The sequence below is a fragment of the Anaeromusa sp. genome (assembly GCF_028691475.1).
GTDB lineage: Bacteria > Bacillota > Negativicutes > Anaeromusales > Anaeromusaceae > Anaeromusa.
On sequence record NZ_JAQUZF010000196.1, the window covers coordinates 1 to 3,071 of the forward strand.

General features: G+C 47.8%; 2 protein-coding genes. One reads left to right on the forward strand and one right to left on the reverse strand.

Annotation, left to right across the window (positions count from 1 at the left end):
• Positions 1 to 1,213 (reverse strand): threonine--tRNA ligase (locus PHF27_RS14120; protein ID WP_300071461.1); only part of this gene is annotated, 1,213 nt, incomplete at its 3' end.
• A 782-nt stretch (positions 1,214 to 1,995) separates the two neighbouring features.
• Here PHF27_RS14120 and PHF27_RS14125 point away from each other — a divergent pair.
• The coding region (locus tag PHF27_RS14125; RefSeq protein ID WP_300071464.1) for an Rnase Y domain-containing protein at positions 1,996 to 3,071 on the forward strand (1,076 nt) is incomplete at its 3' end.

The window sequence follows — 3,071 nt, forward strand, 5'->3', positions numbered from 1 at the left end:
GCACGCAGGAGCGAAACTCCTCCTCAAGCTGCTCGGGGCGCAGAACCAAATGCCCTTCTGAAATAGTAAACTGACGCACGCGGATCAGACCGTGCATCTCGCCGGAGGCTTCATTTCTAAACAGCGTAGAAGTTTCACCATAGCGAATTGGCAAATCGCGGTAGGAGTGCATGTCGTTGAGGTAAACCTGGTACTGGAACGGGCAAGTCATGGGGCGAAGCGCAAATACTTCCTTATCCTTTTCCTCGTCACCCAGTACAAACATGCCATCCTTGTAGTGATCCCAGTGGCCCGAGAGCTTATACAGGTCGGATTTTGCCATTAGCGGCGTGCGGGTCATGACATAGCCGTATTCATATTCCTCTTTATCCTGCACATAGCGGTTTAAAATCTGGAACAGTTTAGCACCTTTGGGCATCAAGTGCGGCAACCCCTGGCCAACATAGTCAGAGGTGCAAAAATATTTGAGCTGACGGCCAATAATATTATGGTCGCGCTTTTTTGCCTCCTCAACGGCAGCAAGATAAGCCTCAAGTTCGCTCTTTTTCGGGAACGCCGTACCGTAAACGCGGCAAAGCATTTTGTTTTTCTCACTGCCACGCCAATAAGCGCCAGTGCAGGCAGTCAACTTGACAGCCTTGATTGAGCCGGTGCTCATCAGATGGGGGCCAGCGCAAAGGTCTACAAAATCCCCCTGCACATAGAAGCTGATCTTCTCACCCTTGCCCGCATGCTCGTTGATCAGTTCGACCTTATAAGGCTGTTCTTTCATCTTTTCCAAAGCATCTTGCGCATCCAACTCCAGCTTTTCAAGCGCAATGTCCTCTTTGACAATTTTGGCCATCTCGGCTTCAATAGTCGAAAGCTGATCGGGGGTAAAAGAAGCCGGCACATCAAAATCGTAGTAGAAACCGTTATCCACCGCAGGGCCGATAGCAAACTTTGCCTCTGGAAACAGTCGCTGAACGGCCTGTGCCAGAATGTGGGAAGCGGTGTGCCAAAATGCCTTTTTGCCATCCGTATCCTCAAAGGTCAATATCTCCACCGAACAATCGGCCAGAACGGGAGTGCGCAAATCGCAAACCTTTCCGTCAATTTTAGCCGCACAGGCCGCCTTTGCCAGACCCGCGCCAAGCGCAGCAGCTATCTGGGCTACGGTTGTTCCCTGATCAAATTCTTTTACAACATCGCCTTTTAAAGAAATTTTTACCATAAAAATCTTCCTCTCTTTCTCGGTTCTCATCGCTATTGGAATATAAAAAAGCTCCACCCCCGGCACGGGGTGAAGCATTATAATGTAACTCCACGGTTCCACCCGAATTGCATCGTTTTGCTTATCAGGGCAAAATGATACCACTCTGCCGGCCGTTAACGCTGCCGTTGCGGCGAACTTGGGGCTAACGCCTTAATTTCGCACTCAGGGGTGGTAGCCCGTTGCAAAAATCCACAAAGACCGCTTTCAGCCCAACGACGGTCTGTCTCTGATATGTCCTTTTGCGGGGCTTCCCCATCAATGTTTTGTTTGGATGAAGCTTTGCCTTGATACTATCACTACGCACGTCGCATGTCAACAATTTTCAGACTACTAGGCCACTTTTCCTGCAAAACGCCAGCGCTTATACGCAATCTCTGGCAGCGCATCGGCATAATTATCATTTATACAATGTATATTTTACCACGCTACAAAATCTAAAAAGCAATAAGCCAAAAGTTGTTAATCTGCCTATTTTTTTAGTAGCAACTTCGCATTTATGGTCTATACCTTTTGCATTCTTGTGCATTATGCGCAATGAAAAAGTGATTTAACTCGGTTTTCCCCAATAGAACCTTTTTAATACTGCATCTTTATTTTTCCGCTTTATTCGGCAAGGATTGTATTTAAAATTTCTTGACAGAAATCTAATAAAAATGTAAAATATTTTTGGCTGTTTATACAGTCAGCGCATTACACAGGCGCCCAAAATTTAAAAGAGTGAAAGGAGGATTTTTTATTTCATGTTGCCCTATGTAATATGCGGTTTCATTGCATTTGTAATCGGTGCTGTTATTGCCTTTCCCGCAGGCGTTAATTATAGAAAGAATGTAGCAGAAAAGGAACTCGGCACAGCCGAGACTGAAGCAAAACGTATCGTTAGTGAAGCAATAAAATCAGCGGAAAGTAAAAAGAAAGAAGCCCTTGTCGAAGCAAAAGATGAAATTTTCAAACTAAAAACCGAGGCTGAACGCGAGCTTAAGGAGCGGCGCACCGAGGTTTCGCGGCTGGAGCGCCGCGTACAGCACAAGGAGGAGACGATCGACAAAAAGGTCGATAACCTCGATAAGAAAGAAGAGGCCCTTCAGGCCAAACTCAAATCTGCCGAGCAAAAACTTGAGGAGGCTGAGCTGGTTAAGAAAAGTCAGTTTGAAATGCTGGAAAAAATCTCCGGTTTCACCACTGATCAAGCCAAAGATTATCTGCTCAAAAACCTTGAGGGCGAGCTAACCCATGAAAAGGCTCTACGCATCACCCAAATGGAAGCCCGTTTGAAGGAAGAGGCCGATTCCAAGGCTCGCAACATTATTTCTCTGGCTATTCAGCGCTGCGCAGCAGATCAGGTGGTCGAGACCACTGTATCGGTTGTACCGTTGCCCTCCGACGAGATGAAAGGCCGTATCATTGGACGAGAAGGCCGCAACATCCGTGCGCTTGAGACACTTACCGGTGTTGATCTCATTATAGACGACACGCCCGAGGCTATTACGCTTTCGAGTCATGACCCCGTCAAGCGCGAAATTGCGCGCATTGCACTGGAGCGCCTGATTAATGATGGGCGTATCCATCCTGCTCGCATCGAAGAGATGGTGGACAAGGCGCGTAAAGAAGTTGAAACCAAAATCAAGCAGGACGGCGAGCGTGTCGTACTCGAAACTTCTGTCGGTTCGTTACATCCTGAGCTGGTGCGACTGCTGGGTAGAATGCGTTACCGTTCAAGCTACGGTCAGAACGTTCTTGTGCATTCCACTGAGGTGGCTTACATCTCCGGCATGATTGCCGCCGAAATTGGTGCGGACGTCACCGTTGCCCGCCGAGC